This window comes from uncultured Tateyamaria sp. (genome assembly GCF_947504105.1).
Classification (GTDB): Bacteria; Pseudomonadota; Alphaproteobacteria; order Rhodobacterales; family Rhodobacteraceae; genus Tateyamaria.
Map to the genome: position 1 here is coordinate 1 of NZ_CANNGP010000046.1, position 26,915 is coordinate 26,915.

Consider the following 26,915-nt stretch of genomic DNA (forward strand, 5'->3'; position numbering starts at 1 on the left):
CATTGCCAAACTACTCTCGGCAACGGACTCGCAGATCAGGCAAGCATCAGGAAGGTGGGGTCAGCGCAACGCTTACGGTGGATTGGACGGCACTTCGCTTGGAACACTGGTTCAGATGGTTGGCGCTGGCATCGGGGTGACACTGATCCCCGAGATGGCAATCGAGGTCGAGACACGCTCCGCCGCTGTGTGCATCAACCGCTTTGACGCTCCAGCACCAAAGCGATCTATCGGCCTAGCTTGGCGTGCAACAAATCCGATGGCACAAGTATTGAAGGAAGTGGCAGATATTGTGCGGCATGCTGCCGGGCGCGGCGTTGAAAGCGAGAGCAGCGTACAGTTCGGCAAAGGTGTTTGAAGCGGGAAACGCCGCCCCGGAGGACGGCGTTTTTGGTTGCGGGAGGGCGCTCAAATCAGAACTTGCGAACGCATGACGGTCGTCCAGTGAGTGCTGCCGACGTTCGTGACCTTGCATCGCAAGTTGAGATGGTTGCGGGGGCTCGCAGTCATCTCAACTTGCTGTTTTGCGCGGGCGCATAGGAGTCGAGATAGCAACTCCGAAACCAACATCCGGCCCACAGTCGACATTCGTCATAGTCGTTTCGCTGTACTGCAGCTTCGCATGAACTGCCGTTCAAAGCTCATCAATCACAGGCCCTTCAAACCATTGGTGTTGAACCTGCCCTAAGTCGGCTTCAGGTCCTGTCGACAAACGTAAGAACAGACCGTTTTGGTATCGCAACTGCCAACACAGCGCCTGCAGCTTAGCGTGATCATGCTCATCCCCGATGGCATTGGTAGACTTCTTCACTTCAACAACCAAAAGGTTGCGAAGATTGTGCCCACTTTCATGCACTATGATATCAGGAAAAACTCGACTGGTCGTCAAAACACCGTTCTCATCTGGCATCTCGATGTCCTTCGGCTCTAGGCCGGGCCCCTTGCGATTGTACTCAATATCCACGTTGTATCGCAGAAACTTTGGGCCCATCAGCATAGCCAGTCGCCCACATATTGCACGCTCACCGATGTCTTGAGTCAAGATCTGGCCATCTTGATCGTACAGTTCTTGCAGGCATGTTCTCACTGCCTCATCGAGGTGATTACGGTCCAAATCTATATTCCAATACTCGGTTTTACGGTGTTCGTGCGGTCAAGGATGCGCTCTTTAGCAGCAGCAGGCAATGAACGGACCTTATCAGACATTCAGGTGAAATTGGATCACCCGACCAGCGGTACAGCAGAGGACTAATAGGTAAGTTCGATAATCGTGAATTGTTGCTATCTTTGGATCAAAATATCGAGATTTGTTGGAGCCATTGTAAAATCGCTACTCCGACACGCCGCAGCATATCAATGATTTCGCCTGTGTTAACCACGGCAGTTGTTCCAGCCGTGCCAACGATAGCTTTCACAGCATGCTCTCGAGCAATATCCTTTCCCTTATCAACGATGTGCCCAACTTCTTTCTTCATTACGAACAGCATCCTGCCCATCCAAGCAAGAAATGATCCAGATTCCGCGACTTGCCGCACATCCGGCTCATCGGTCTCAAGCTCTTCTTTGATAGTCCTAGCAGCCGCCTCGACTTCTGTGAGAACGTCTTCCGGGTCTTCGACCGGACCTGGTGGCCTATTGTGGCCGATTTGTGCAGGAGCGCGCTGCCCATCAAGATCGAAACCAGCCAACAGATCTGCCACACCAGCAAGAATCTCTGCACGAAGATCGGCCGCTCGGTCAGACGTAAGATCAAAGCCTTCCGCCTCAGAGCCAATGCGAGTTATTTCGGAAGCAAGTGGATCCGACGCAGGATTTCCTTCCGGCGCCAAGACTGGATCCAAATCACCTCTATGAGCCGCACTCAAATGCTGAACGTAGCGACCGAGCCGTTCCGGTTGAAGCGCTGCTGCAAACTCATCCTTCGTTTTGTCTTGCAATGAAGCGCCGTTCTCAAGGCCTGTCTTCAGCGTTTTTGCCGTGATTTGAATCGACGGAGATGCTCCCAACGTGCCAAGTCGGCGCTGAACATCGAAACCGGCAAATACTTTGAAGTCTTCGCTCCAGCCAAGCAGAAGAGTTCGCCCGTTTTGTTCCGGCTCGAACGCCTCGATACCGGTGACCTGAATGCGGTATTCGTCTTGCGATCTGCTTTTGCCGCCATGTGAAAGGTTCCAAACATAGAGCTTCACGACATGGTTTACGCCATCTCGACTCATGATGAACCTGGCGGGATGGGTATTTCCTTCGGTCAGCATCTCTACTGACCAGCCACCTGCCTCTATGGCGCAGGTGGCTTTGGAAATAAGAGTGCTCTTACTAAGACGAGGAATCTTGGGCTACTCCTTCTAAGTTGTCCTTAAACAGGATGCCTGCAACATCGGGGGGCAAGCCTTCTTCGGATTTCAGTCGGCCCAATCCCTCATTCATGAGATGCTCAATCAAGCGATACGGCTGCGCTTCCCCTGGATACAAGGCCTGAATAATGGCCTTCATCGTCCCATCGCTATCGACGCTGCCAACATTCCATTTTGTGCCCGCCCCTTCTGTGGTGCCGCGCGAAATCTCCAAATCAATTGCATGGGCCAGAGCAAATTTCGCTGCATCAATTTCGGAAGCGAACAGACCTTCTTCTACGAGTGCTGCAAGAACACTCTCGTTCCCGGACGTAATGCCGATAGTTCTCTTGTCTGCTGTTTTCTCGATGACCATGTCTGCCTCCTATCTCTGTGCTAGTTCAGTGTGACGTGCCGATTTCCGCTCAAGAGTCCATTCTGATTTCAGGCGTCCTTTCAAAGCTTCGCGCGCGCGCGCTGGCGGCAATTCCTCTTCATAGACAAGCAAAATGATCTGGTCGGCCATTTCGGGGAGTGTTTCTACAATGCGGGCTCTGTGACCTCCGTCCAACCGACCAAATGGAGAATCAACTACGATAGGGCCACGCAACTGAGCGTTATTCTGAAGCGCCGCAACGAGAGAGAGTGCCACCACATGCTCTGCACCAGCTGATCGCATTGGTATGTCGCTTCCGTCGCGGTGTATGATGGTAAGCCCGTAGGTGTCATTAATTCTTAGGCCTGCATAGTCCTCCTCGGTGGTCAGCCTTTTGAAATAGCTGCTGGCATCGGCCTCAATTCGGCGGCGAAGCTGTTCTCTGTAAACACCAACACTTTGGTTGAACATGTCATGGAGCGTGCTTGCCAGATCGCGTCTACGTCGTTCAACATCCATCTCACCTCCCGCAAGCTTGTCCAAACGCTTCTGCAACCTCTCGCGATAACCTGCGTTCTCGATTAGCTTTCCATTGGTCTCAGCAATACCATTCTCAAGCGCTGCAGTTTGGCGAACGTTCGACTCGTACTCTCTTTGAAGACCTTTAATTTCGCCTTCTGAGCTACCAGTCAGTTTCTTCTTAATTTCTTCAATCTCACCGCGCTTGGAATATATGCTGCGCCGATGAGCTTCGAAATCAGACCACAACAAACGAAGGGCCTGCGGATTAGTAGTTTCGAGTTGGGCGTTGATAGCATCTATCTGTCGCCGTACACCTGCGAGTTCTCGGTTTCGATCATCCTCTGTCCCCGCATCGACATCAGGAAGATGGGCACGAATCTTGGTTTGCGCATCTTTAAGAACGGTCTGTAGGCAGGTGGGGCATTCCGGGTCATGGCCCTTCGAAAGGCTGTGCAAAACTTGCGCTCGCGTAGCGGCGCTTTGCAATTCGACCTCCCGTTCCAGATGTCTCGCTAGCGTCAGCTTAAGCTTATCCACGATGATGGCGGCCCACGCCGGCGACATTGCTGCTGTAATTGCCTCTTGCTTCTTAGTGATCTCTGTTTGGAGCTCAGAAACCTCATCAGTGAGCCGGTCACGTTTCTCCAGCAGCGTCGCCATCCTTTGCTTGCGCCGCATGTCGTCTTCAATGGCAACTTTTCTGGCACGGAGGTCTTCTAGGTCTTTCTCATGCCGGAAGAGGTCGCCCGTCAACACAGTGCGTTCTTCAACGAGATTTTGCAGCTGATTGCCGTACTCACGTGTTTTTTGATCACCCTGCGCTGCCAATGCGACGCGTGTTTCTGCACGGTCGAGTGCGGCTTTTAAGGTGTCGCGCGATTTTGTCAGTGTTGGCAGACCGAGGATACGTTCGATGGCCTGACTGATCTTTGGACCCATATCAGTGTCGCTGTAGAGCAGATCTTCATACTCTTGCAGCAGTTCGCCGTCGAATAGAAAGAACCGCGCAATTTGTTCGGGCAATATGCGCTCTATTTCCAGTGCTGCCTGTTGCGGCGGTAATATGTGCCCCCCACGTTCAAGATAGTAGTCCGCGACATAGTCTTCATGACCTGTAGGCGCGTCATGCCCACTCTTTGGCTTACAGGTCCTTGTAAGCCTGTATTCTGCTCCGGCATGGCTGAGGGCCAATCGTACCTCAAAGCTCCGTACGCCGTCCGCCCGCGCCTCCCAATTGATCATATCGTGGAATGAAACAGAGCGCCGCCCCCGGCCAATGATCTTGCCAAATAGTGCGAAGCGAAACGCGTTTAATAGTGTTGTCTTGCCTCGCATGTTTTCGCCATAAAAGACCGTGACTCCCTCCTCTTTTGGAAGTTCAAATTTCTGCTCCCCTTTGAACGCGCCAAAGTCTTGCATGGTGAGTGATTTAATCCGAAGCATCAGTCAGATCCCTTGATGCGCCGAGCAATTGCCTCGTCGATCTGTCGATCAACATGGTCAACTACAACGCCATCGGCGTGGAAGCGAAGAACCTCGAGAACCAGATCACGATCCACATCGGCAAACTTCTCCGCCCGTATTCTTTCGATTGTATCCGCTACAGTAGCGTCGCGGTTATCACGTGCATCATCAGACATTCACTATCTCCAAATCGTCCTCGTCTTCGTCGTCTGTTTCAAATCCATTCTCCGTCAGTGAAGTCCAATCCAGACCTGCTGCCGCAGCAATGCGGTTAAGGTCCGCGACCGCGCCCGGGTTGATCGCATGCCGACCAAACTCGATGGCCCTTGCCAGTTCGCCTTTCAAGATCGATCCACCACCATGATCGTCATCCTCCACCTCAGGTGCGACGATCACATCGTGAATATGTGCAAGCGCTTTGCCCGTCGCCTTTCGAAGAACTCGACCCCGCCGCTGTATGAACTCTCTAGGGTTCTTGGAAGACGCAAGAATAAGTGCGTGGCTCACCGATGGTATATCCACCCCCTCGTCGAGGCACCGGATAGAGACCAATACGCCTCCCCTCTCGCTAAAAATATCAAGTGTGCGTGCACGATCTCCAACCATGGCGCTGTGGTATTCATAACTGTCTTCGATCCCCGCTGATGACATGGCGTGTTTGACGCGCGCGAGCTGATCTTGATCATCGCAGTAGACGATCCAACGTTCATTGGGCCTATAACATCCAGCGACGATCTCAGCGGCCAAGGCGATTTTCCCTTCAGCGCGCTTAACAATTTTTGCGCGCTGAATCAGCAATCGCTTAAGGCGTCCGGAAAGTGATGTTTCTCCATCATCGCCAGCTGCCATTGTCCTCGCAAACAAGCGCCGGATGTCTTCAGACAATTTATTCCAAGCAGTGCGCTCTGAAACCGTCAGAGAAACTGTGTGGGCATTATAGGCATAAGGCGTAAGGGCCTTTGCTTTAATGGCATCCTCGAGCGTAAACGGCGGCGGAACGATACCCTCGAAATACGTATTGATTGCTGCTGTTCCCTCCGGGTCTCCGGCACGCTCGGGCGTGGCACTCAGGCCAAGCCGCGGTCCCGTCTCGAGTGAAAGAAGTTCGCGAGCAGCCGGCGCACCTAACCTATGCACTTCATCCGCCACCATAAAAAGGTGAGGCCCGCCACTAATGAGTCCTCGGAACCGTTCACTTGATGCAGTCTGGATGGTCGCCAGTATTACGCGCTTTCCATCGCCCTTCCGGCTCCAGATACGCAAGCTCGACCCTTGCGCCCAATGTCTATGGCCGCCTCCACAGATCATTAGCTGCAAATCTGCATGCTCAAACGTTTCACGCAATTCATCACCCCATTGCTTCAAGAGCAATTCGCTAGGGACCAATATGATGGGAATTTCGGAACGACACAGGCTGTCTTTGATTGCGCAAAGCGCCGTAAAGGTTTTCCCTGACCCTGTCGCATGTTTGAAAATACCGCGTCGACCACGCTTTTCCCATGCGTCCAGTGCATTGACCTGATGGGGTCGTGGCGAACGACCGCCAGGCACCCCAGCTTCAGCTGACCATCGTGCCGCCTCTTCTAGCTCGAAGCATATTTCATCTACAAAGTCTGGCCATCGCGCGGCATCGGCTGCAGATGTAATCGCTTCGCGAGCAACATCTGGCAAGGCGCGCACAGTGACGCCTGGCCACTCGTCATTCCATACTTTTTGAAAGTACCCAGCCTCGTCAGCAACACGTTGTTCCTCGCCATCATCGCGCCAATTTGCAAAAACGTCGACTGACTCAAGATTTCCGTCCTGCGCGAGCCCAGGCCAAGTCTCATTCATTGACCCTTTAAAGGCGACGCGGTCATCAAACCGATCAGTCAGTATGCCCACTTTGTCATGGAAAAGTCGTTTGGGTCTGCCCCCAGCTTCATCGCCAACCCACGCAATCCGACAGTCTATGACACCTGCAGCAACGAGTGAGGCTAAAACCACGGCGGGCTTGATAAGCCCCTCCGTTGCCAGCAAATCTTCAAACGACCGGGCTATCTCTCGTCCTGCATCGAGTTCTGCACGCTGTGAGTAACCATCACGAAGCGCGGAATGATCTCTTTCTGAAAGCACTGGGGAGCAGATGAGGCGCATTTTGCCGCCCCCGGCCACAAAATCCTTCAAACTTGGCCAGGCCAAGAGAAAAATAGTACTTGAGAAAAAACCGACTGCTCGGTCGTATGTCACTGACGCGCCTATGGCGGGAAGGTAAAATTCGACAGCGATGTCGTCTGCAGGTTTATGATATGCTCGCTTGAACTCGAAGTCCCTCAACCGGCCAGAAACCGTCATTGCGCCATCCTGCGGCGGGTGATCTCGACGCGCCGCTGGAGAGCATCACACAGACGTCGCGGTGGGCAGGCTAGTAAGGTTTCAGTGACTGCTTCACCATCTGTTGGCCGGAGCCTGCGCCCCTGCTCGGCCACGCGTCCTGCAGATGCCTCAATAAGTGTGGCCGCCTTGACCTGAACGTTTCTTGACCAAGCGAAATCCGCATACAGGCCAGCATCCCAAAGAACGAAGACGTCTTCCTCGGCTGCATATCCGGCGAGCAGCACAATGCGACCGTCTGATTGATCAAAATTAGCGCGTTCACCGCGTTTTTGACCAGGTATTATTAATTGAACTTTGTGCTCCCCTAGCGGTCTTCCACCCGGGGGCCTTGTCACGTTGAACAAATATACTCTGATGCGTGATGGCAAAGGTGCAGAAAGGTTAACTTCAAGCGGTTTACGTTCAATTTCAGAGTGAGACTTCGCCTTATCCCCGAGTGCCTTCAAGAATCTCCTGTGAAGTTCTGGTTGAGATACTCTGGTCGTAAGCGGTGTTACAGATTGGCCTTTCTGTGCCTCTTCACCTTGTTCTCTCGCCCGCTCGGATGCGTGAGGTTTCGATTTCTTCTTCCTTTGAGCCCCTTGCGTTATCTCAATCACCAACTCCACCGGGTCTTTGCCGGTAGCAACACCTGAAACCCATCGCTCGAAATGATCCCGTTTCAAACGCCATTCTGAGCGTAGCTTGAATCCCGGTAGTTCGCCGTCCTGCAGCATTGAGAGGACAGTTTTCTCGTCAAACTTGAGCCGTTTCGCCACGTCTTCAATCGTCAGAATATCGTCCAAACCCGACCTTTCGCAAAAGAATCACTAACCGCAGACAAAGCAGCTTTAAAAGCTGAACCTCAGCTTTTAAAGGTCATGAGTCAACCTAAGATTGGGAGTACGCTTGCCGGACCTGCTGAAAATCAGGAAATTCTGTGCGACCTTCAGACATCAATCTGCGCATGATTTCCGCGTGAACACCCTGAACGCCTCGGTCTATTACACCTGGAATTGATGTGGCGTCCTCAACCAATGCGCCCACATCCATCTTCTGGTTGTCTCTAGGTCGCTCAGCAGTACCATCGAGTGGCTTCTGTAAATTCATCACTACGTCAAAATGGGCTACATTCTCCGAACCACCTCGCCCCTTATACCCTTTGTGGCTTTGCTGTTTACGGTCCAGAGATGCCGCTTCATGAAAGACAAAGCCCGCTGCCGCCGCCGCTTCGCTTAATGCGCGCCAGACTTCGCTGTCTGTGTTGTGGAAAACGATTGTCGCCCATCCGCCCGGTTTGAGAACGCGCTCTATTTCCGCAAGTGAAGCCTCCATAAGTGCTGAGTAATCTGCGAGCGTCTTTCCTCCATCAGCGGGTTGTAAAGAACGGTTTACCACCGCCTCTAGGTTGGGATCTGTAACGCGGCCAAGCCATGACTCCCAAATCAAATTGCAGTCGGCATAGAATATATTTGATCCGAAAGGGGGGTCAGTGAAGACGTAATCAATGCTGCCATCCGGAATACCGGACAAATCGGCGGCACTTTGAGTCATGACATGCGGAGCTTCGACATTGGCAGGTTGGAATGCTCGATAATAAGACTTCAGTTGTCGAAGTTTATTGCGCATGACCTGCAGAACGTTTGCTTCGGCAGAAAGTTGCGGAACATATAGAGTGCCCGTTAGGGGACGATGTCCGCCACGCGCATTGAAACGACGCATTTTTGTTCCATGCCAAGCGGTATTGGTGAAAGCGAACGCAAGGCAGGCGCGCATGCGATGATCGGGCTCTTTCTGGATCGCTTGCCATAGGATCGCCAGAGCAAGCCTATTTCGATCTGTGTACATATCACGAACGCTCCGGATGCCTTGAAGGTGCAGAGCGCAACGTCGATGCATCTCTCGATCAGCTTCCAATGCGACATCAGGAAAGGGTGCCTGGCAGTCTTCACCTGAAAGTTTTTTTGCATCGGAATAGTCTTGTTCTGTTGCAGCGCGTTCACCCTTCGATCCATCCTGGCGGCTAAACGCCACAACGGCCGGCTCGTTGCCTACAACTTCAAATTTCCTCCGGTCGGCGCTGAATGAACACAAAGGGCATTCCGTTTCTCTGCTAATGCGCCCTGAATCTTGATCAATCGTATCCCAAAGCAAAAAATCCTTGCGGCATTTAGGGCAACGGTGGCGTGTGCTCCAAAGTGTCCATCGAATTTCTGCGGGCTCTCCGAGATCATCCACCGTCGCGTAGTATCTGCCCATATTTTCTTCGACTTCCGCAGCCATCCGATCAAAGGCGATCTGCAAATCGCCCTCATCACAGGCGCGAGTATGGTTCCAGGCCAGATGTACAGCCGCTGGAGAAAGATCATTCAGAATTGCGCGCCTGCCGCATAATGCCGCAGAAACACCTGTCATGCCAGAGCCGCAAAATGGATCCAAAACGACAGCGCCGGGCTTTGTAAAGTGCTTGATAAAGGGCGAAATTGCTTCTGGAGGCACTTTGGTATGATAGCTGTGCGCGTTATAAAATGCAGTATTTCGGGTGCCAGAAACCATTCGATCTGTCGGTGATGATTTGGGTGCAGGCTTACCATCGGTTTTTGGGAGAGGCTCGGATGAAAGATAGCTTTCCACAAAGTCCTGCATCTCGGTCACGTCATCATCGGGTTCCAATTCCGCGCGACGCTTCTCGATACTAGCAATGGTAATCCCTGTAGCGGCGAGTTCTTCCTTCAGCACATCTCGCAAGACAGCTGTATAAACATGGTCCGGATCGAGTGCCCCTTCGGACAAGGCGCCCTTGATTGACGCATCGATGAACGCCTGTGGTGCTGCTTCACGTTTGCGGGACGGTCGGGACCGATGCGACAGTGTGAGCATTAGGTCCAGTCGCGTCACTCGTTCCTGCCTTAGCTGTCCCTTTACTCCTTTGATCGAAGGTTGCCCCTTATTCAGCACGTGAACACTCTCGGTTTCTAAACCCGCATCAGACAAGGCATCTTGGACCTCGCTCCATACACGATCGTTAGTGTTGGAGAACGCAAGCACCCCCTTGCCCCCGCGCCGCATGACACGCGCAGATTCCGTAAACGCTTGCGCCATCAGATCGCCATAAAGCTCTAGGTCTTTCCCACCGGCCTCACGCCGACGGCGCTGGTTCACCACGATTTCGTTGGTTTGGTCAGTTTGCGCTCCAATCCAGGCATCCCAGAGCAAAGAACTGTCCGCATAAAAGATGTTTGACCCAAACGGTGGGTCCATAAAGACTAGATCGACTGCTTTATCTGGAATGCAGGCCAGGTCCGTCGCGGAGCTCTGAAAGACTTGAGCCTCTGATCTGATCCCGACACGGGAGTTATAGAAGCGCAATACATCCGCTGCTTTTCTTTTGAAGAGGCTCAGAACATTCCATTCGTAGCGCAACGATGAAATGTACATTGTCCCAGTCATGACGTTTGTTGGACGCTTTGCGTTCCACTGATATCGTTTGGAAGCACGATTCACGCAAGCTGTGAACGCGAATAACAACGCTTCGCGAACACGGCTCTCCGATACTTTTACGATTGCATGTCGAAGTGCCGCCAGCGCATGAAGATTGCGCTTCGTGTAAAAGCCAGCAGCATCCTCAATGCCCATCGCGGAATGCGCGGCGCGCCACATTTCGCGATCTGCCGCGAACGAATTTGAAGGAATCCAGTAAGGGACTGTCGTTCCTTCAATCTCATCGATCAGCGCCAACTCTGCAGGCGTCGGTGCATGAGCACGAATTTTTCGTCCAGGTTGCGAGACGTGTGTACGGACCGGAACTTCATCCATCCAAATCAGCGCATTCTTTTCAAGTTTAGCATTACAATTTGGGCACTTAAGCGACTTGCTCGTACCTTCCTGCGAAGCATCCCAATAGCTAACGGGCAGAGTGCAAGAACTGCATATAAACACATCGCTCCAGACGGTGTACTCGACCTGCTCTCCCTGGCTATTGATTGGCACATACAGCCAGTCCATGGTCGCTTTGACTTCCTTCTCAACCAGTGAAAGCGCTTCTTCGAAGCGTTTTGGATCACATGGAGATGTGTAGTTGCGCGCTATGTGTACCGCTGCAGGAGAAAGATCGGACAGCAAAGCATCGCGCCCTGCGTCGAGCGCAGCAACCCCGGCCATACCAGATCCGCAAAACGGATCACTGACAACGTCGCCGGGTCTGGTAAACGCCTCTATAAAAGGGGCAATTGCGGAAGGAGGAACTTTTGTATGATAACTATGCGCACGATAGGTCGTGCTCGATTTACTCACATGGATCAATGGCGGAACCGCCAAAGACAATTTGTTGCTGCGCCTGCGATTTGGCTTGGACTGCGGGGCGCTCATAGGTTTGGTTGGATAAACAATGGCGTTGCTCTCAGACCACCGCCTTACGGCCGCCGCCACCGCTGTCGCGTCATCAACTATCGCGAGCTGCACATCTTTGGGTAGCCTTCCAGCTTGCAACAGCAAAAGTTCAGCAGGCAGTCCAAGAATATCGCAAAGCTCAGAAACGTGCTCTTCAGTTGGCGTTCTCTTCCCGTTTTCAACCAGGCTCAAGAAGCTCTTGTCAACGCCAATCTGTGTCGCCAATGCTGCTTGAGAGATCCCCATAGCCTCACGCCGTTTCCGAATATGTGAACCAGCTGAACTCATTGCGATCTCCCTTTTGAGGTAAGTGAACGTGTTGACAAGATTAGTCAACGCTCATTTCTCGCTTTTTGCCGTTCTTCTGTTAGTAAGCTCGCTCGGTTGGTAAGGGCCGTTGTAGAACAGTCTTTTGAATATCCTATGTGATCCAAATTTCCTATAACCTTCTGAAAGAAATAATCATTCCTGTACGGCGTCAAGGCGAAACGCTCTCTCGATTGGGGCCGTCCCTCTCGAGTCAACACCTGCTGTATCGACATGTCTTTGCCAGTTTTCATCTCCCCTCGAAGTTATCGATTGCCTGCCACACTTTCCTCGGCTTCAAGCTGATACTCCACGCAAAACCCAGCTATTCTGCATGAGATCGCTAAGAAGGAAGCCGAGCAGCCAAGGACTTGCTAAGGACAAATTCGCAGAAAGCCAAATCGCGGTGGCTGGTGGCGGATTCTGAATTCGGTAGGAAGTCCTCGAAACCCTAGAGCTAACGGTGCAGACCGCTCGAACCGTTGGTTTCATCACGCTAGTTACTGACTTGTGAGTATTCCATTTTAGTATCCGATAACGACCAAGCTATACGGCATCCGAAACCTGCTATGCCCATAAAGGGAGTCAGCGACAGCACAGGCATTTCCGTAATCCTTACTGACAACGGTGCGACCGAGACTTTTCCTGCGATAACCATTGGGAACAGCAAGGATCAAGTATTCCAGATTAACCATCACAAGTGCCTGGATCAGATCACGATAGATGGCATTGCCCAACCAGGCCCGTCCCGCCTCAATTTCTAGGCCGCAGCGCAAGCTTGGATGGAAGGCATCAACTTCGTACTGCAGGGCTGGCACTCCATTCTCGCCAAAGAACACGGGCCGTTTGATCTTGCCTGCAGCCGTTTTGCCTTGCTCTACATCGAAGCCAATCGCCTCGAGATCGTTTCGCAATTCTGAGAGCACAGCGTCGCTGGTGAGTCCCTTTTCGCGCCCGAGAGTCGAAATTGACGCCTCGTGGCTTGTAAAGACCTGAACGAGCTGTGCGACGAATTCTGGAGGCGGCTCGGTTCTCGGGAACGTTGAATAGCAAATTGTAGACATGAAGTCATTCCTTAGCGGCGATGCTTGAGCATCTGGCAGTCAGGTCAGGCGTTCTCAGATCGGTAGCAGTGTATCCGCCATTTGGGTATTGATTGCCTCTAGCAGACGGCTTCACACCCCCCTCTCGCAGTAGATCTGCTGCCGCCGAGACGCCCAACCTTCTCACGTAAGATATCATTATGCTGTGAGACCGGCAGACCGACCGCGCACAAGAGCGCTGATTTGACCTCTTACCGCTGTCGTAGTTTCTAAATGTGAAGTAAATTCCGGCAAGCCCATCTCCGCCCCGTGTTCCGACAGCGTTGTCGCCAGGGCATTCACTGCAGCCTCGGCGCTACCCGTTGGCAGACCGATCGTCCGGGCAAGTGCCAGAAAGTCGGCCATTGTCAGCCGGTCATCCTTGCCATTGAGCTTGAGTGTCATGCGGTCGGTGGTAAGGCCCGGGAAAACCCGCGTTGTCACCGCGTCATAAAGCGGTGCAAAACGGATGGAGGTGAAGGTCTTTGCGTCAGGATCAGCGATCTTCAACATGGCGAGGTTCTTGAGATGCATGTCGCCATCCGCGATGAGCCATGCAAAGACCGCGCGCCGGAACAATATGTCGAGGTCAGCAGTGGGATCCGTCGATAGCGGTCGCAGCCCTCGAGCCATCCGCTCGATGGTGCCGTCATATTTGGCAGAAGCTGGCAGGTCGAGGATCGAGCAGAAGTCTTCAAGTGCAAACCGGCGCATGTCGTCTGGGGCCCGCCGAATGTCGAACCGTTCCACAACGAGTGCTGGCGGCATACCGTCCGGCATCTCGATCAGCGCTGCATCCGGCACTTCGAACCCAGCGATACGTCCCAATTCCAGACAGAACCACTCGACAATCGGCAGTGTCTCAAACCCAACCGTCCCTGCCGGTTTGAGAATATGTGTGAACGATTGATCGATCGCAGGGACCAGCGCGCCATCAGCCAAGAGGCTCATCGGGGCCTTGATCTGAACACCCGACAGGCGCGGTGTCTCTGCGCGCGCAAAAACGCGTGCAAGATTTTGCTCGAACGTCTCTTCGATTTCGCCACGCGCTGGCCCGGCATATTGTCCGGTAAACCGTCCTGCGTCTGTGAATGCCGACAGTGGCGTGTTCAGAACGTCGGCGGGTAATTCCGCCAGTTCCTCGCGACTCTCAACGATGGTGATGTTGGACATATAGCGTCGGCCGCGCCGCAGGGCCTCCCGTTCGTCGCGGTCATGAAGAACCTGTGCAAGCCAGCCTTCCGGCAGCAGAGACTCGACAAAGGCGGGCAGTTTGCCCGGTGTTGTTTCGCGCACGAGTACGGGGCCCTTCCTCTTCTGGGGTGTCCACCGCCACTCGAAGCCATCATGGGTCAGTTGTCCTATTGGCTCGCCATGCCATGCGATCAGCAGATCAAGCGCCGCCTTGTTGGCTGGCGGTTTTGTCGTACTCGGCTCAGCCAACAGAAACCGCTCTGCGCCTTCCCCCTCGCGATACCATCCATTTTCCCTCGCGAGCGCCCAGACCGCATCAGCTGCTGCCTTTGGAGAGCCATACTCCTCGATCAGTCGCTCCGCCATCTGCCTGCGCATGTCTGATGTAATCGCACTTGCGTGTTCACTTCTTAGCCGGAACGCTTCGAGAAAACGTTGTCGTGGCGAAGAGACCTGCAGATGCAGTTCGCCGTGATCGTCACCAACGATGGCGGGTGCGGTGGAAGGATGTTTGGGCGCCTGGTTCTGGACGATTTCAACATTGCGCAATCGGGTCCGCTGATTTCGCCTGCCGCTGATAAACAGCCGCCCATCCTCAGTTGGTGCCAGAAGGAACGCGCTTGCGGACGAGAGATAGGCCGCAGGATAGAGATAATGTGCTATGCGCACAGCGTGTGCAAGGATCGCCCGGTCAACATCCGCGTCATGCGCAACATAAACCCCGCGCACAAGCTGGATCAGATCTCCCGCCTGCGCCCCTAGATGCGCCTGTTTGGCGTCGATGGTTTCACCAACAAGATAGATGGTCATGGCATTTTCTCGCACTTCAGATGCGCGTTAATTCCATACTATCAAACTAGCGTCAAGAATTATCACGCATTTCACATGCGTGATAATTCCCTCCTTGGTGCATTCTTTATTCGAAAATACACACAGAATTCGAATGTCTTACCTTGCGGTCGAGCCTTATCTCGCGGGGAGATTCTGCAACGCCCCCTTTTCAGAGTGAGAGTGCAGACGGGTTTATCGTGACGGGTTGAAAGCCGGGAGAGAGGCTTCCGGTGCCCGTCGCGGAGTGCCCCCGTGATGTCCCGATCCAAATTCCGCTCCCGTTCCACCAAGAACCGGACCAACCTCTATGAAGAAATCACCACCAAGATCATCGGCGAGTTGGAGGCCGGCCACGTGCCCTGGGTACAGCCCTGGGGGACGGCGGCGGCCAAGGCACCGCTCGCCATGCCGAACAACGCCGCGACCGGTCGCGGTTATTCTGGGATCAACGTGCTCATCCTCTGGGGCGCGGTCGTCGAGAAGGGCTTTCCCGGCCAGAGTTGGCTCACCTTTCGTCAGGCGTTGTCGCTGGGCGGCAATGTCCGCAAGGGTGAACATGGCACCACCGTCGTCTATGCGGATCGCTTCATTCCAAATGATGAAAAGAAACGCGCGCGGGAAACTGGCGATGATCCGCAGGCAATTCCGTTCCTGAAGCGCTTCACTGTGTTCAATGCCGCGCAATGCGAGAACCTGCCGGAGGATGTTGCGGTCGCAGCGCCGCCACCCCCGCCCGGTCTGATCGCACCCAGGGTCGAGGCTTTGATCGCGGCAACCGGCATCGACTTTCGCATTGGTGGCAATCGCGCCTTCTATGCACCGCTCCATGACTATGTGCAGGTACCACTACCGCAGGCCTATTTCGACCCAATCAATTGGCACCGGACAGCGCTGCATGAGCTTGGGCATGCCAGCGGGTCGCCGCATCGACTGGATCGCGACCTATCCGGGTCGTTTGGATCCAAGAAATACGCCTTCGAAGAATTGGTCGCCGAGATGAACGCCGCCTTCTGCTGTGCCTCACTTGGGATCGTGCCGACCGTGCGGCACGCCGACTATATCGGATCCTGGCTCAAGGTTTTAAAAGAGGACAATCGCGCCATCGTGCGCGCCGCCTCCAAGGCCAGCAAGGCAGCCGACTATCTGCTTGGATTTCTGCCAGACGGTGTGCCGCCAGATACTTTGGCGGCGATCAAGCCCAACCGGAATGCGGTGTGATGCAGCGCCACAGAGAGGAAGAGGAGTGAGGGGGTTTTCGTGACGGGTTGGAGGTCGAGAGAGAGGCTCCCGGCCGCCCGTCGCGGAGAAAACCCATGACCAATGCAAAACCCAAGTCGAAAATCGCACTCAGTGTCTCGCGCGACATCCCCTTCAACAAGCTGCTGCTGTCCCAGTCCAACGTCCGGCGGATCAAGGCCGGCGTTGCGATCGAACAGCTTGCAGAGGACATCGCCCGGCGCACGCTTCTGCAGAGCCTGACCGTGCGGCCCGTTGTCGATGAGGATGGCAAGGAAACCGGCATGTATGAAGTGCCCGCCGGTGGGAGGCGCTATCGCGCACTCGAACTGTTGGTGAAACAGAAGCGTTTGAACAAGACCGCACCCATCCCCTGCGTGATCCGCACCGAAGGTCTCGCCGAGGAAGACAGCCTGGCTGAGAACGTGCAGCGGGCCCCACTGCATCCACTCGATCAGTTCCGCGCGTTTCAAGTGATGCGTGAGAAAGGCCTGTGCGAGGAAGAAATCGCAGCCGCGTTCTTCGTGTCTGTGAATGTCGTGAAACAGCGGCTACGGCTTGCGGCTGTCAGCGAGACCCTGCTTGAGGCCTATGCGGATGACGCGCTGACGCTGGACCAGTTGATGGCGTTCACGGTTAATCCCGATCATGCGCGGCAGGCCCAGGTCTGGGAGGCGATCAAGGACGCCTATACCGCGCAACCCTATCAGATCCGGCGCATGCTGACCGAGGATGCGGTGCGCGCGTCGGACAAGCGGGCGCAATTCATAGGTATTGAGGCTTACATCGAGGCGGGTGGCGCGGTGATGCGCGATCTGTTCGAAAGCGATGATGGTGGCTGGCTTGAGGATGTGGCTCTGGTCGACATGCTTGTCACCGAGAAGCTCAACGAGCAAACCGAAGCGATCCGGTCGGAAGGCTGGAAGTGGATCGAAGTCGGTCTCGATTTCCCCTATGGGCACACCTATGGGCTTCGCCGTCTCTTCGGCGAACAGGAACCGCTGACCGAGGAGCAGGAAGCCAGCCGCGATGCGTTGCAAGCGGAACTCGACAAGTTAGAAGCCGACTACGCCGATGCGCCGGACCTGCCCGATGACGTTGATGAGCGCTTGGGCGAGATTGAGACCGCAATTGACGCGATGGATGATCGTCCGTTGGTCTATGATGCAGACGAGGTGTCGCGCGCCGGGGCCTATGTCAGCGTCAGCCCTAGCGGTCACCTGCATGTGGCACGCGGATATATGCGACCAGAGGATGAATTACCCGTCGCGTCTGCGGCAGATGAGACGGAGACGCCTGAAACCGATCAGACAGAGGATGATGGGGCACAATCCGTCGATCCCGCAAGCGAACCGGACGAGGACGAAAGCCTGACATCCATCCCGGACCGGCTTGTCACCGAACTCACCGCGCATCGCACGGTGGCATTGCGTCTTACGCTTGGTGGGTCCTTCGACACGGCGTTCCTAGCCTGCCTTCATAAGCTCGTATTGGACCAGTTCTACAGCTACGCGCAGGACAGCTGCCTCGAACTGACGGCGAAATGCGTCTATTTCGGATCGCAGGCACCGGGCCTTGGCGACACACCCTATGCGATCGCCCTTGATGCGCGGCAAGAGGGCTTTTCAGACAAGTTGCCGAATGATCCCGAACAATTGTGGGACTACCTCGGCACCCTGGATGACGCGACATGTCAGACGCTTTTCGCCCATTGTGTCGCTCTGACAGTCAATGCGACCGTGGACGCCTATAACCGCAGACCACGCGCCATTGCCGATGCCGATCGGTTGGCGGTCGCGCTTGAGCTCGACATGATCGCAGCGGGCTGGAAACCAACTGCGGATGCTTATCTCGGACGCGTCACCAAGGCGCGCATTGCCGCGGCTGTGGCCGAGGCGAAGGGTGACAAGATTGCATCAGATCTGAAGCCTCTCAAGAAAGACATGATGGTCGCAAATGCCGAAGAATTGCTCGCTGATACCGGCTGGCTGCCGGAGCCGCTCCGCACACCGGAACAGCAGATCGAAGATGGTAGCGATCTTGTCGACGTGCCACCGGCGGCAAATGACGGCGAAACGGCCATGGACGTAAGGATCGACCCCGCCGACAATGAAGATGCGGGGCAGGACGAGCAGCTCACCGCAGCGGAATGATCAAACCACTCCCCCAACTGGGCCCGCCGCAAGGTGGGCCTTTTTTCTATGGAGGCATCGGCATGGCACGATCACTATCGGAACTGACGGATGCGCTGGCCCGCAATGCCGAAGCCGTCTGTCGGCACTATCTTTCAAACGGACGCCGTGAAGGCCGCTATTGGATCATTGGTGATGTCCGCAATACGCCGGGTCGCTCGATGTATGTCCGTCTGGACGGATCCGATGCCAGCAAGGGTGTGGCGGGCAAATGGACCGATGCGGCCACTGGCGAATATGGGGACCTGCTCGATATCATCCGCGAGAGGTGCGGGCTGGTCGATTTCACCGATGTTGCCGCAGAGGCGCGGCGGTTTCTGTGTTTACCACCCCCGGAGACGCGTTCCCAATCGAAGCCGCGACCATCAGCAGCACGTGTTGGCTCGCCAGAAGCGGCACGGCGGCTCTTTGCTATGTCACACCCCATCGCGGGCACTTTGGCAGAAACCTACCTGCACAACCGCGGCATTACGGCGTTGCGGAACACCGGAAACCTGAGCTTTCATCCGCGCTGTTATTATCGGCCCGACCCATATTCCGAGACCGAGACATGGCCCGTGCTTATTGCCGCCGTCACTGATCTGAACGGCGCGGTCACCGGCGCGCATCGTACATATCTTGATCCAAGCGGCTCTTCAGAAACCAATCTCGGCAAAGCCCCAATCAACACGCCGCGCCGCGCCATGGGCGATCTGCTCGGAAACGCCGTCCGCTTCGGAACCCAGCAGGATATCATGGCGGCAGGGGAAGGCATCGAGACCATGCTATCGCTGAAAATGGTCCTGCCGTACATGCCGATGGTCGCAGCGCTGTCCGCCGCCCATCTTGCCGCCATCCTGTTTCCGCCATCCTTGCGCCGGCTCTATGTCGCCCGCGATGACGATCCCGCCGGGGATGGTGCAACGAAGACGTTGATCAACCGGGCGCATGCGGCGGGGCTCGAGGCGATCACACTGTCGCCACAACGTGGAGACTTCAACGAGGATCTGCGCGGTCTTGGGAGCGATGCCTTGTGCCAAGCTGTTCGGGTTCAGATCGCCCCGCATGATGTCCACCGTTTCATCTGTCACGCTGGGATGTCCGGGAGGAAGGCGGAACAGGTCTGATCGATCCTGTCGGGACCGGTCATGGGACGCACGCACCATCATCGGCAAGAGCCGCGACCTCGGCCTTCTTCAGAGGGCGACAGAACGGCAAACGGGACGGACCGGCAATGGCTACGCCCAGTTCTTTTCCGGTGGCGGGCATGCCCGCCGTTCCATCGCGACCCAAAAGAACCGGTCTCCACCATCCTCCGCTGCGCTGCGGCCCGACGCTTTGCTTTGGGTGCAGGGCCGTCCCGCCCGCCGTCTTGCGTCGCCATGAAGGCCGCGGCGGTCGCGGCCACCTGACGAAGGAGCTTCCCATGTTCACCAATCCACACGACACGGATGACGAGCCCCATCACAGCGCATCCCCCACCGACACGATCTGTAGCGAGCTGCACCTGTACGGCTACCGGCATTCGGAAAACGCGCCCGATCCGCGCGGTGTCCCCGAAGACCATATGATCGCAGGTGCCATCGCCGATATCTTCGATGCCCTGGTGGCCACCATGGCCGACACCAGCCTCGATACCGACCTCGACGAACTGCTCTGGTCGGCAGTCAACATGTTCCACCGCGCCGTGAGCCGGATCGAACGCAAGCTCGACGACAACGAACAGGCGCAGAATCGCGGACAGCGTGACCAGGACGGGTCCGAGGTTCAGGCCGTGCAGCTCGAACATCTGATCGCCACTGGCCAGTCTCTTCTTGAACGCCGTGACGCCATGGAGGTCTTCCGCGACACAGCCGCCGAGCATTATCTCCGCCTGACTGGCACGCCCTGGTCACCGCGATCCGGATCCCGGATCAACCATCGCAACCTCACGTCGGCGATGATCGACAGCCGGGATTTCCTCGCCGCGAAAAAACGCGCGGACATTGAAGTGCATCTGCCAACAGGTACAAGGATCGCGCTGACCGGCGGCATGGACTTCAACGATCATCACCTGATCTGGGAGACGCTCGACAAAGTCCATGCCAAACATACCGATATGGTGCTGTTACATGGCGGATCACCTAAGGGCGCCGAACTGATTGCTGCCAAATGGGCCGAAACACGCAAAGTGCCGCAGGTCGCTTTCAAACCGGATTGGACACGGCATGCCAAGGCCGCACCGTTTAAGCGCAATGACGAAATCCTCGATGTCCTGCCGATCGGCGTCATCCTCTTCCCCGGCACCGGCATTCAGGACAATTTCGCGGACAAGGCGCGAAAGCTCGGCATCAAGGCCTATGATTTCCGCAAGACGGGTGGCGCGTGAGCGCTGCCCGAATGTCGCCGCTTCTTTGGCTTGCGGCGGCGGTCGCCTGACCGTCAAACGCATATGACATCCGCGTCGACAGGCGGTGGCTACGCCACCCATGGTCGCGGGTCTCATTGATCTGAACGGCTGATGCTGGATTGTATGTAGTCACGTAAGGATGTTTCACCGTGCAAGGGTGCCTCGGCGGTATCCGTCTCTCCGTTGATCACGGCCCTGGTCATACAGGCATAGGATGCCGCCGCTTCCTCGGAAAAGCCGAACTGGCGGAAGGTTTGTTCCAGTTCGTCACGCGGAATTTCCTGAACTGTGACGGGACGATCCAAGACATCAGAAAAGGCTTTAGCCACGTCGTTCGGCGTATACCGGTTCGGTCCCTCGATGTGGAGCGTTCCGGTTTCGCTGACAGGCTCCATCAGGCGACGGGCAGCCACCCGCCCAAGGTCATCAGGGGACACCATTGGCAAGCTGAGATCGGCCGGAAAAAAGCTCGGGAGAGTGCCGGACTCGCGCACCATGTCGCGCATCCCGGTCCAGTTACTCATGTAGTAAGCGCCGCGATTGATCGCCGCTGGGATAGGTTGGTTCGCAAGCAAATGTTCAAACGCGTGCAGCACCGTCAGGTCACCACAGCGGTCACCCGGTCGAGCGCCATAGGTTGATTGGGCCACGACTTTGTCCAGTCCCGAGCTGTCCAACGCCTCCATTATGGCAGCGACATTCGCCCGTTCCTCGGCATCCGTATCGCCGGATGGATCAGCGGGCGGATTAAGCAAGAAAGCCCGTTGCCCGCCGCGAAAGACATCGCGCAATGCCTCAACATCACGAATATCAACAACGGCGATATGCGCGCCACGGCACTTTAGCGCTTCACCATGCTGCTCTTTGCGGGTGACCACGGTGACCGTTTCCCCCAGATCGAGCAGCGCGCGGGCCGTGGCAGAGCCAACCTGACCAGTTCCTCCGAGAATAATGTGCAAGACCAGCCTCCAAAAAACGACGCTTTGAAGGAAGTATAGCAGATCGGTCTACCAGAACCTGTCAGGAGATTTTTTCCGGCACAATGTACAGCGTCAAGACCGCAGTGCTTTTCGGACGCTGTCCGGAAGCAGCTTGGAAGCCGCTGTGATCGTGGAGCGCGGCAAGTGCTTCTTGTTGCGTTCCAGAAACGCAATCAAGGCCTCGGCGTCTCTTTTACCTGCTTCGCGCGTCCAGGACGCAACGGCCTTTTGCACGTAATCGTCGCCGTCACCGGCCAGCATATCCGCGATGCGAAACGTGTCCTCCACTTCACCGCGCCGGATGAAGGCAAAAGTGCTCACAATCGCTGTTCGCCGTTCATGCGGATCATTTGAGCGTGCCAGTGCTTTGAGGATCGATCTATCCTTGTCGACCAGATATGTGCCAACGACATGAGGTGCTGCACGGTCAACCAAATCCCAGTTGTTGATCCGGTCGTGCCGCCGCAGGTAGAGATCAAAGAGGGCTTTCCGATGCGCGTCCGACAGCCTTTTCCGCCGGGCTTGAAAATCCATCACGGAGACCGCAGCCATACGAACCTCGTAGCGTGCATCGTCGAGCAGCGTTTCGACATCCACCAAACCCAGATCGGTAAACTGCTTTGCGACCGGAAAGACCTTGGGCATGGGAACGCCCATGATCCGCGTTTCGGCATCACCGCCCTTGAAGAAGCGTGCAACATCCTCAATCTTCGCAGGCTCCACCTTCTCTTCCAAAGCGGCAATCAGATCCGTAACTTGCGACATCGATGGCCTCTACGGAACTTTGGCAACCAGTGCGTCGAGACTGCGATAACTTGCTTCAAGTCCTTCATCCATCGGACTTTGCAACACACCGTCACGTGTCTCCTTGCTGTCATAGTGCAGGCTCATCACCACAGTTGATTGACCATCTTGCTCGGAGAAAACCTGCTCGACGAGTGTCTCATTGTCGGGAAAGATGTCGAAGACTTCGGTCAGGAGAAGGCGCTCTTCGCTCTCAATCTCGCGGAAGGTGCCGGTGGCAACCATACGGCCGTCTGCCCATTCCCAAACATAGCGATAGGCGCCACCCACACGCAGATCGATTTCGCATTCCGGCATGGTATGACCAGAAGGCCCTGTCAGCCAACGCTTGACCAATTCGGGATCAGTATGTGCACGCCAGACAAGCGATTTCGGTGCATCGAAGCTGCGTGTAATTACAATCGTCGTCTCCGTGGGAGTGGTCATCGCGAGGGGTCTCATGTCTTCGGCTCCTTTGTCTTCATGGTTTCCAGAACGTCATCAAGCCGCGCATAATTCTCCGACCAGATCATGCGGTACTGCTCAAGCCAGTCGGAAATCGCTTCAAACGCGGCCGGTTCGATACGACGCGGTCGGGCATTGCCAGAAATGCGTGTCGAAATGAGCCCGGCATCTTCGAGCACCTTCAAATGTCGCGAAATCGACGGCTGGGATATCTCAAAAGGCTGCAAAAGTTCGGCGACAGTCGCCTCCCCCTCGACAAGACGGGCCAGCAGCGCCCGGCGGGTCGGGTCAGACAGCGCATGAAAGACATGATCGAGTGATGACATGGCTGTATTAATATAACTATTTAGCTATATAGTCAATATCGGATATTGTTCTTTCCCCATTTCCCTTTATGCGTGACAGCCACTAGCCTTGGTTGCGGCGCAATCTTCGCGATCGCCAGCATTCTTTGGCCAATTGTGCCCAGCTCCCCGTCATCGAACTGTCAGGAGCGCAGCATTTCTGCTATGCTGATTGAGCGCCGAGGTGGTGGTGGCAGGCGCAACCGTTCATCGTTTTTGCACGGAGACATCCACCATGATCGCGTTCAACATTTTGCTCCTCATCACCACGATCGGCCTCTTGTGTTGGCTGGTCTTCTCGCTCGCCATCTATGCATTGCCTTTGCTCATTGGTGTTACGGTGGGCATATGGGTGCATGGCAGCGGAGCTGACCCGATTGGCGCCATTGTCATCGGAGCCGTTGCCGCCGGTGCGATCTTCATCATTGGACAACTCGTTTTCAGCTTCGCACGACCGCCGTGGATCCGATTGGTTGTCGCAGCCCTGTTCGTCGGACCGGCGGCGGTGGCCGGTTACGCCGCCACACATGGCCTCGCGAAGCACCTTATGCCGTCTGATAACTGGCAAATGGCCGTCTCGATTGTCGGCGCAATCGCCATCGGCATTGCGGCGCTCGCTCGTATGGCAGGTACGGCCCCATCGGAATCGGGTATGGAGCATTTGCGCGGATCGTAGCCGCAGGATGGCCAGAACGGGAAAAGAGTGGGTCCGATGTTTTGATCTTCCAAATACCCAGGCTGGTCATCGAAGGCGTAGAGGTTGGATGGACGTCCAGAATCGACCGAGGCGGGACCCGGTTTATGTGCAGGCCTTTGTACAGCAACCGAAAGTGCAAGCCGTCATGGCACATTGGAGCAGTATCTATGCTGGCTTGGCTCGTTAGCTGACGCAAAGACGATCATTGCCTGACATGGGCGACAATTGCGATGCCACCGTATTAGGGTCGGACTTTCGCGGCGTCACCGGGTTTCCAGGTTCTCCATTGATCATCAGAGTTGGGGGGCGACCGCTCCAAACGGCCTCTTCAATGGACTGATCTGGCCGAAAGCCGGCTTCGCCTCGACCGCCTATGGCTCAACGGTGCCGGTCCACTTTCTTCCCCTGCCGGCTGCGCCGCCATTCCTCGCGAAATCAAGAAAGTCTCCCGCCTCCGTCCGGCACTGACGCTAGACCCTGACGGGTGAGCCGTCGGTCGCCTTCGACCTGTCGATCTCCATCGAGGCCGCAATGGTGCGGGCTCGGAAACATCTGATCAAGGAGAACTACAATGGCAACCATCGGCACCTTCAAGAAGTCCGGCAACGAATATACCGGCGAAATCGTCACCCTTAACGTACAGGCCAAGAACGTCCGCATCGTTCCCGAAACCAGCCAGGCCAGCGAGAATGCACCCAGCCACCGCGTACTGGTGGGCCGCGCCGAAATCGGCGCCGCCTGGTCAAAGACCTCCAACGAGGGTCGCGGGTATCTCGGCCTCAAACTGGACGACCCCAGCTTCACCGCTCCGATCTATGCCAACCTCTTCGACGAGGAAGATGGCGAAGGCTTCAGCCTCATCTGGAGTCGCCCCAATCGCCGTAACGGCGACTGAACGCCTCTTGCAGGGCCCCAACTGAGATTTCCAGGTGGGGCCCTGCTATCACGGAATGTCAGATCCGAGCCCCCATACCTCCCCGTTCGTGCAGTGCAGCAAATGACGGCTTTTGCAATACTTAGGGATTTTCCTAAATAATTTGACAAAGCTGACCGAGCCTTGTTACTTAGGGATATGTCTAAGTTTGATTCGACCCTTGATCTGTGCTTCTCGGCCCTCGGCGATCCGACGCGGAGAATGATCCTCGAGCGCCTTGCGCGTAGTGAGGCGACCGCAGGTGAATTGGCGGAACCCCACAGCATGGCGCTGCCCTCTTTCATGGAACATCTGAAGAAGCTGGAAGCAGCCGGATTGATCACATCCGAGAAGAAAGGACGGACCCGTGTCTGCCAACTGGCACCGGATGCCTTCTCGCCCGCGAAGAACTGGCTGACAGAGCAAAGCGTAATCTGGGAAGAACGGCTCGACCAATTTGACGATTACATCACCAACCTTATGAAGGAGAAGAACAAATGACTCTCGATCCCAAAACCGACCTCACGTTCACCCGCACGCTCAACGCACCCCGATCTGTCTTATGGGAGTGCTGGACTACGCCCGAGCACATCAAGAATTTCTTCGTCCCCAAGCCACACGGGATTGAGAAATGCGAGATCGACCTGCGTGTCGGCGGCAAGTTCAACACGACGATGAATGTCGAGGGCAACCTGATGGAAAACGAAGGGGTCTATCTGGAAGTCGAGGACGGCAAGCGCCTCGTCTTCACCGACACCTATAGCGAAGGCTGGAAGCCTGCGGCCGATCCCTTTATGACAGCAATCATTGAATTTGAGGACGACGGCAATGGCGGCACCAAATACACAGCGACCGCACGGCATCGCTCACCCGAAGCGCGTCAGAGCCACGAAGACATGGGGTTCTACGACGGCTGGGGTACAGTAGCGACGCAGCTCGAAGAATACGCCAACTCACTCAAGTGACAGATCTTCAATTGGCAAAATCGGGTGGATGCCAATGCGGTTCGGTCAGGTTCCGCGCCGCGGCACTCAGCGACAATCCGCATGTCTGCCATTGTCGCATGTGCCAGAAGGCGGCTGGAAACCTCTTCGGTGCGCGCGTTGGCGTCTTGGTCAGTGGTCTGACCTGGACACGTGGGCAACCATCGAAGTTCTACAGCTCGGAAGGAATCGCGCGCGGGTTTTGCGGTGATTGCGGCACGCCACTCTTCTATCATAACGAGGAAAGCGAACGGATCTCGATCTCGATCGGTGCATTTGACGATCCATCCGACATCGCTCTTGCCTTTGAGTTAGGGATCGAAGGCAAGCTACCACAGACTGCGCAGCTCGTTGACTTGCCGAACTTCGGATCAAGCGAAGAGGACGATCCAGAGGGCACCGCACTCGCGCGGCGGACATCGCGCCAACATCCCGACAACGACACCGATGACTGGCCTACATAGCTGGCCTTCAACGTGAATAGATGAACAACAATTTTGTCCGCGTTGTTGACGACTGTGAGATCGCCTAGCCATCCTCCTCATCTGGCATCACCAAGTCTAAATGACTGACCTCCAGGGCCACAGCCAATTCATAGAGCGTTATAACCGTCGGATTGCGGCGCCCTCTTTCAAGGCTACTGAGATACTGCTGGCTAAAGCCCGAGCGCTCTTCGACCTGCTCCTGCGTCAGACCCTTTTCCCGACGCAGGCGGGAAAAGTTCCGACCTACAAGTTTGCGCATATCCATCGCAAACTGGTCGCAGTTTACATACTATAAGTTTATCAACTATAGTATGTATTTATGTTTTGCTGGCAGGAAATACCGATGACATGTGGTTCGGATCACGCCGTCACGCCGATGCCGCCCGCACATCGCCTGATGCCATCACTGCTACTTCTCGGAAACCTCAAAACCGATATGGTCTCAGTTGAGGCTGGAGGCGCTACAATGTCCGTCGTCATGGTTTTTGGGGCCAATGGCGGTCTAAACTAAGAGAGAGTTTGGCTCATCTGATTGGTTTAATTATGCGGCGTGCTGGCGGTGATGCAAGCGCCGCGCTTCGAGTGTCTTCCGTTTGATCCTTTCGCGTTGTTTGAGA

General features: G+C 55.5%; 26 protein-coding genes. 10 read left to right on the top strand and 16 right to left on the bottom strand.

All coding sequences use genetic code 11. The features are described 5' to 3' along the window. On the top strand, window positions 1–358 hold a 358-nt coding region (locus tag Q1A75_RS19880; protein WP_299640989.1), incomplete at its 5' end, for a LysR substrate-binding domain-containing protein. Window positions 359–634: 276 nt separating this feature from the next. On the opposite strand, the gene Q1A75_RS19885 is transcribed toward Q1A75_RS19880, so the two are convergent. The 10 genes from Q1A75_RS19885 to Q1A75_RS19930 all read right to left on the bottom strand — a co-directional run bounded on the left by Q1A75_RS19885 (window position 635) and on the right by Q1A75_RS19930 (window position 14,831). After that, window positions 635–1,114, bottom strand: coding sequence for a hypothetical protein (locus Q1A75_RS19885; RefSeq protein ID WP_299555736.1), 480 nt, complete (start codon window positions 1,112–1,114; stop codon window positions 635–637). Window positions 1,115–1,292: 178 nt separating this feature from the next. Continuing rightward, window positions 1,293–2,255, bottom strand: coding sequence for a hypothetical protein (locus Q1A75_RS19890; RefSeq protein ID WP_299555734.1), 963 nt, complete (start codon window positions 2,253–2,255; stop codon window positions 1,293–1,295). 61 nt (window positions 2,256–2,316) lie between these two features. Next, a complete protein-coding gene (locus tag Q1A75_RS19895; protein WP_299555732.1) occupies window positions 2,317–2,709 on the bottom strand; it encodes a hypothetical protein in 393 nt (130 codons plus the stop codon). A 9-nt stretch (window positions 2,710–2,718) separates the two neighbouring features. Further along, window positions 2,719–4,674: an AAA family ATPase gene (locus tag Q1A75_RS19900; RefSeq protein ID WP_299555730.1), complete on the bottom strand. Its 1,956-nt coding sequence runs from the start codon at window positions 4,672–4,674 to the stop codon at window positions 2,719–2,721. Next, entirely contained in the window at window positions 4,674–4,871 is a 198-nt protein-coding gene (locus tag Q1A75_RS19905) for a hypothetical protein (protein WP_299555728.1), read from the bottom strand. Before Q1A75_RS19905 ends, Q1A75_RS19900 begins: the two co-directional genes overlap by 1 nt. After that, window positions 4,864–7,029 (bottom strand): DEAD/DEAH box helicase family protein, encoded by a 2,166-nt coding sequence (locus Q1A75_RS19910; RefSeq protein ID WP_299555726.1) that lies wholly within the window; start codon window positions 7,027–7,029, stop codon window positions 4,864–4,866. Before Q1A75_RS19910 ends, Q1A75_RS19905 begins: the two co-directional genes overlap by 8 nt. Further along, a complete protein-coding gene (locus Q1A75_RS19915; protein WP_299555724.1) occupies window positions 7,026–7,856 on the bottom strand; it encodes a helix-turn-helix domain-containing protein in 831 nt (276 codons plus the stop codon). Before Q1A75_RS19915 ends, Q1A75_RS19910 begins: the two co-directional genes overlap by 4 nt. 85 nt (window positions 7,857–7,941) lie before the next feature. Further along, on the bottom strand, window positions 7,942–11,727 hold the full coding sequence (locus Q1A75_RS19920; protein ID WP_299555722.1) for a DNA methyltransferase: 3,786 nt from the start codon (window positions 11,725–11,727) through the stop codon (window positions 7,942–7,944). Between the two features lie 542 nt (window positions 11,728–12,269). After that, window positions 12,270–12,809 (bottom strand): hypothetical protein, encoded by a 540-nt coding sequence (locus Q1A75_RS19925; RefSeq protein ID WP_299555720.1) that lies wholly within the window; start codon window positions 12,807–12,809, stop codon window positions 12,270–12,272. A gap of 177 nt (window positions 12,810–12,986) precedes the next feature. After that, entirely contained in the window at window positions 12,987–14,831 is a 1,845-nt protein-coding gene (locus Q1A75_RS19930; RefSeq protein ID WP_299555718.1) for a type II toxin-antitoxin system HipA family toxin, read from the bottom strand. Window positions 14,832–15,107: 276 nt separating this feature from the next. Here Q1A75_RS19930 and Q1A75_RS19935 point away from each other — a divergent pair, with 276 nt between their 5' ends. The 3 genes from Q1A75_RS19935 to Q1A75_RS19945 all read left to right on the top strand — a co-directional run bounded on the left by Q1A75_RS19935 (window position 15,108) and on the right by Q1A75_RS19945 (window position 19,386). Then, the gene (locus Q1A75_RS19935; RefSeq protein ID WP_299555716.1) at window positions 15,108–16,070 is read left to right on the top strand and encodes a zincin-like metallopeptidase domain-containing protein; all 963 of its coding nucleotides are present in this window, start codon (window positions 15,108–15,110) and stop codon (window positions 16,068–16,070) included. Window positions 16,071–16,165: 95 nt separating this feature from the next. Further along, window positions 16,166–18,241, top strand: a complete 2,076-nt coding sequence (locus tag Q1A75_RS19940; protein WP_299555714.1) for a ParB/RepB/Spo0J family partition protein — start codon at window positions 16,166–16,168, stop codon at window positions 18,239–18,241. Between the two features lie 62 nt (window positions 18,242–18,303). After that, on the top strand, window positions 18,304–19,386 hold the full coding sequence (locus tag Q1A75_RS19945; protein WP_299555712.1) for a toprim domain-containing protein: 1,083 nt from the start codon (window positions 18,304–18,306) through the stop codon (window positions 19,384–19,386). Between the two features lie 19 nt (window positions 19,387–19,405). On the opposite strand, the gene Q1A75_RS19950 is transcribed toward Q1A75_RS19945, so the two are convergent. Further along, a complete protein-coding gene (locus Q1A75_RS19950) occupies window positions 19,406–19,528 on the bottom strand; it encodes a hypothetical protein (RefSeq protein ID WP_299555710.1) in 123 nt (40 codons plus the stop codon). Between the two features lie 157 nt (window positions 19,529–19,685). On the opposite strand from Q1A75_RS19950, the gene Q1A75_RS19955 reads away from it, so the two are divergent. After that, on the top strand, window positions 19,686–20,627 hold the full coding sequence (locus tag Q1A75_RS19955; protein WP_299555708.1) for a DUF2493 domain-containing protein: 942 nt from the start codon (window positions 19,686–19,688) through the stop codon (window positions 20,625–20,627). Between the two features lie 113 nt (window positions 20,628–20,740). Here Q1A75_RS19955 and Q1A75_RS19960 read toward each other — a convergent pair whose 3' ends face one another. The 4 genes from Q1A75_RS19960 to Q1A75_RS19975 all read right to left on the bottom strand — a co-directional run bounded on the left by Q1A75_RS19960 (window position 20,741) and on the right by Q1A75_RS19975 (window position 23,202). Next, entirely contained in the window at window positions 20,741–21,607 is an 867-nt protein-coding gene (locus Q1A75_RS19960) for an NmrA family NAD(P)-binding protein (RefSeq protein WP_299555706.1), read from the bottom strand. A gap of 93 nt (window positions 21,608–21,700) precedes the next feature. Further along, window positions 21,701–22,393, bottom strand: a complete 693-nt coding sequence (locus Q1A75_RS19965; RefSeq protein WP_299555704.1) for a DNA alkylation repair protein — start codon at window positions 22,391–22,393, stop codon at window positions 21,701–21,703. A gap of 9 nt (window positions 22,394–22,402) precedes the next feature. Continuing rightward, the gene (locus tag Q1A75_RS19970) at window positions 22,403–22,873 is read right to left on the bottom strand and encodes an SRPBCC family protein (RefSeq protein ID WP_299555702.1); all 471 of its coding nucleotides are present in this window, start codon (window positions 22,871–22,873) and stop codon (window positions 22,403–22,405) included. Continuing rightward, window positions 22,870–23,202 carry a metalloregulator ArsR/SmtB family transcription factor gene (locus Q1A75_RS19975; RefSeq protein ID WP_299555700.1) on the bottom strand — a complete coding sequence of 111 codons (333 nt, stop codon included), beginning with the start codon at window positions 23,200–23,202 and terminating at the stop codon, window positions 22,870–22,872. Before Q1A75_RS19975 ends, Q1A75_RS19970 begins: the two co-directional genes overlap by 4 nt. 253 nt (window positions 23,203–23,455) lie before the next feature. Here Q1A75_RS19975 and Q1A75_RS19980 point away from each other — a divergent pair, with 253 nt between their 5' ends. The 5 genes from Q1A75_RS19980 (at window position 23,456) to Q1A75_RS20000 (ending at window position 26,277) form a co-directional block, all read left to right on the top strand. Next, entirely contained in the window at window positions 23,456–23,896 is a 441-nt protein-coding gene (locus tag Q1A75_RS19980) for a hypothetical protein (protein WP_299555698.1), read from the top strand. A gap of 592 nt (window positions 23,897–24,488) precedes the next feature. Then, window positions 24,489–24,812 carry a DUF736 domain-containing protein gene (locus tag Q1A75_RS19985; protein ID WP_299555696.1) on the top strand — a complete coding sequence of 108 codons (324 nt, stop codon included), beginning with the start codon at window positions 24,489–24,491 and terminating at the stop codon, window positions 24,810–24,812. Between the two features lie 177 nt (window positions 24,813–24,989). Next, entirely contained in the window at window positions 24,990–25,331 is a 342-nt protein-coding gene (locus tag Q1A75_RS19990) for a metalloregulator ArsR/SmtB family transcription factor (RefSeq protein WP_299555694.1), read from the top strand. After that, window positions 25,328–25,795 (top strand): SRPBCC family protein, encoded by a 468-nt coding sequence (locus Q1A75_RS19995; RefSeq protein WP_299555692.1) that lies wholly within the window; start codon window positions 25,328–25,330, stop codon window positions 25,793–25,795. The genes Q1A75_RS19990 and Q1A75_RS19995 overlap by 4 nt, the downstream gene beginning before the upstream one ends. Then, a complete protein-coding gene (locus Q1A75_RS20000) occupies window positions 25,792–26,277 on the top strand; it encodes a GFA family protein (protein WP_299555690.1) in 486 nt (161 codons plus the stop codon). Before Q1A75_RS19995 ends, Q1A75_RS20000 begins: the two co-directional genes overlap by 4 nt. 64 nt (window positions 26,278–26,341) lie before the next feature. Here Q1A75_RS20000 and Q1A75_RS20005 read toward each other — a convergent pair whose 3' ends face one another. Continuing rightward, window positions 26,342–26,563, bottom strand: coding sequence for a helix-turn-helix transcriptional regulator (locus Q1A75_RS20005; protein WP_299592751.1), 222 nt, complete (start codon window positions 26,561–26,563; stop codon window positions 26,342–26,344). Between the last annotated feature and the right edge of the window lie 352 nt (window positions 26,564–26,915).

What these genes read in the sequence shown, in the direction of transcription:
- Q1A75_RS19890 (WP_299555734.1), bottom strand. Translation starts at nt 2,255, where the DNA reads ATGCTGACCGAAGGAAATACCCATCCCGCCAGGTTCATCATGAGTCGA.
- Q1A75_RS19895 (WP_299555732.1), bottom strand. Translation starts at nt 2,709, where the DNA reads ATGGTCATCGAGAAAACAGCAGACAAGAGAACTATCGGCATTACGTCC.
- Q1A75_RS19900 (WP_299555730.1), bottom strand. Translation starts at nt 4,674, where the DNA reads ATGCTTCGGATTAAATCACTCACCATGCAAGACTTTGGCGCGTTCAAA.
- Q1A75_RS19905 (WP_299555728.1), bottom strand. Translation starts at nt 4,871, where the DNA reads ATGTCTGATGATGCACGTGATAACCGCGACGCTACTGTAGCGGATACA.
- Q1A75_RS19910 (WP_299555726.1), bottom strand. Translation starts at nt 7,029, where the DNA reads ATGACGGTTTCTGGCCGGTTGAGGGACTTCGAGTTCAAGCGAGCATAT.
- Q1A75_RS19920 (WP_299555722.1), bottom strand. Translation starts at nt 11,727, where the DNA reads ATGAGTTCAGCTGGTTCACATATTCGGAAACGGCGTGAGGCTATGGGG.
- Q1A75_RS19925 (WP_299555720.1), bottom strand. Translation starts at nt 12,809, where the DNA reads ATGTCTACAATTTGCTATTCAACGTTCCCGAGAACCGAGCCGCCTCCA.
- Q1A75_RS19930 (WP_299555718.1), bottom strand. Translation starts at nt 14,831, where the DNA reads ATGACCATCTATCTTGTTGGTGAAACCATCGACGCCAAACAGGCGCAT.
- Q1A75_RS19935 (WP_299555716.1), top strand. Translation starts at nt 15,108, where the DNA reads ATGTCCCGATCCAAATTCCGCTCCCGTTCCACCAAGAACCGGACCAAC.
- Q1A75_RS19940 (WP_299555714.1), top strand. Translation starts at nt 16,166, where the DNA reads ATGACCAATGCAAAACCCAAGTCGAAAATCGCACTCAGTGTCTCGCGC.
- Q1A75_RS19945 (WP_299555712.1), top strand. Translation starts at nt 18,304, where the DNA reads ATGGCACGATCACTATCGGAACTGACGGATGCGCTGGCCCGCAATGCC.
- Q1A75_RS19950 (WP_299555710.1), bottom strand. Translation starts at nt 19,528, where the DNA reads ATGCCCGCCACCGGAAAAGAACTGGGCGTAGCCATTGCCGGTCCGTCC.
- Q1A75_RS19955 (WP_299555708.1), top strand. Translation starts at nt 19,686, where the DNA reads ATGTTCACCAATCCACACGACACGGATGACGAGCCCCATCACAGCGCA.
- Q1A75_RS19965 (WP_299555704.1), bottom strand. Translation starts at nt 22,393, where the DNA reads ATGTCGCAAGTTACGGATCTGATTGCCGCTTTGGAAGAGAAGGTGGAG.
- Q1A75_RS19970 (WP_299555702.1), bottom strand. Translation starts at nt 22,873, where the DNA reads ATGAGACCCCTCGCGATGACCACTCCCACGGAGACGACGATTGTAATT.
- Q1A75_RS19975 (WP_299555700.1), bottom strand. Translation starts at nt 23,202, where the DNA reads ATGTCATCACTCGATCATGTCTTTCATGCGCTGTCTGACCCGACCCGC.
- Q1A75_RS19980 (WP_299555698.1), top strand. Translation starts at nt 23,456, where the DNA reads ATGATCGCGTTCAACATTTTGCTCCTCATCACCACGATCGGCCTCTTG.
- Q1A75_RS19985 (WP_299555696.1), top strand. Translation starts at nt 24,489, where the DNA reads ATGGCAACCATCGGCACCTTCAAGAAGTCCGGCAACGAATATACCGGC.
- Q1A75_RS19990 (WP_299555694.1), top strand. Translation starts at nt 24,990, where the DNA reads ATGTCTAAGTTTGATTCGACCCTTGATCTGTGCTTCTCGGCCCTCGGC.
- Q1A75_RS19995 (WP_299555692.1), top strand. Translation starts at nt 25,328, where the DNA reads ATGACTCTCGATCCCAAAACCGACCTCACGTTCACCCGCACGCTCAAC.
- Q1A75_RS20005 (WP_299592751.1), bottom strand. Translation starts at nt 26,563, where the DNA reads ATGGATATGCGCAAACTTGTAGGTCGGAACTTTTCCCGCCTGCGTCGG.